1 protein-coding gene is annotated in these 1,555 nt (G+C 39.5%); it reads right to left on the minus strand.

Going from position 1 to position 1,555, the window contains the following annotated elements; genetic code table 11:
- Window positions 1-91 precede the first annotated feature (91 nt).
- Window positions 92-1,555 (minus strand): hypothetical protein (locus M5121_RS15740; protein ID WP_249571698.1); only part of this gene is annotated, 1,464 nt, incomplete at its 5' end.

A 1,555-nucleotide genomic window follows, 5' to 3' on the forward strand; every position in this document is an offset into this window, starting at 1 on the left:
GTTATTTCTGACTCATTCACGTTGTCATATATATGGGTCATGTTGCCCCCGAACACTTCAAGTGTTCGGGTAATGGTTGAATAAGAGAATTTCATGGCAGGGCCTCATCGTTGACTGCACCCTCAAGAATCAGTCTGCGTTTTTTAACCTCAGCCATTAAAACTGGTTGAATGTCTTTATGACGGCCAGCAACATCGATCTCCAATGCATCAAGTTCAGTTAAATCCTGTGCGTTGGTAATACGGTTCAATAAAGAGGGTGGTTCAGGTGGTTGTGGGTTCTCAATTTCCTGCAATCTTCTGCTGATAGCACGTAGCAATGGTTCACGCTGTTCTTTTGTCCATGAAGTTGTTTCCTGAACAAGAGCATTGGCTTCTTCAGCATTCTTGGCAATTTTCAAGCGTTCAAGTAAGACATTTAGCTCCTCTTTCCACTTTGCATTTTCTTTTGCAATTTGATCAAAGTAATGACCACCATCATTTTTCTGCTGAGTTTCAGTATCCAGTTTTTGAGCATGATTGACGGCAGCAGAGGCTACAGCATCAAAGTCAGAAAAACTTTTACGTTTTTTATAGAAATAAGCTTCAAGATAATAAATTTGATTTCCATCCAGAATTGACTCGATTTCCTGCAACTCATTCAAGTCTTTCGCTTTTTCAATACGTTCTATGGCAGCAGACTTATCACCCTGAAATGAACCAACGGTTTTATCTTCTATAAACCTTGCTGTTTTAAGATTGATGCGAGTTGCAAGTTCTGCATTCTCGACTTCAGTTAAATCAGGGTTATTATTTATACGTTTGTGAATAGCCTTTAATTCAAGTACAGAAATTGCAGAATTAATCTCTAAAATAAAGGCATCGCATAAAACAGATAATTCAGAATCAGATTGTATTTCGGTTGATTTCAGCAATGCAGTTGCTTGAGTTTCAGCTTCAGTCTTGGCTGATTCCAACTCCGCTAACTTTTCCGTTTTAGCACGTTCAATTTCTTGAAGCTGATAGTTATTAAAGCCTTGATCATCAAGTTTGTAGCAAACGGCATTGACTTCATCTGCACTGGTGCAAGTTGCAATCGCATCAATAATTAAGTCTTTATTATGCTCATGTGCAATTGCTGCAATGTCTGGAACCTCTTTAGTGGTTTTCCTACCTCGTCGTTTTTTAGGTTTATCTTCAGCATCATCATCAGCGACCAGTTCTGTCTTTTTCTCAACATCATTTGATGTTGGAATTTGGCCACTAGCAGGACCAAGAATGTCATCTAACTCAACAGGGGTGGCAGGCGTAACAGATTCAACTGACCGCTTTGAAAGTGTTGCGACATCCACAACCTCGATACCATTTAATGGAGTAGCGCCTACAGCGCGACAAAAAGCACGATATTGAAGCAGGGCATTATTATAATCACGCTGAGCGAAACCACTTCTAATTCCATCCACCAGTTCTTCAAAATCCTCACTATATTTGTACTGAAGAATCACAGCATGGGGTTGGATTAAAAATACATCTTGTCCTTGCTCAATCTCATCAATTGTTAAAGGCTTGGTAAACTT

This window comes from Acinetobacter sp. ANC5681 (assembly GCF_023488045.1).
Taxonomy (GTDB): domain Bacteria; phylum Pseudomonadota; class Gammaproteobacteria; order Pseudomonadales; family Moraxellaceae; genus Acinetobacter.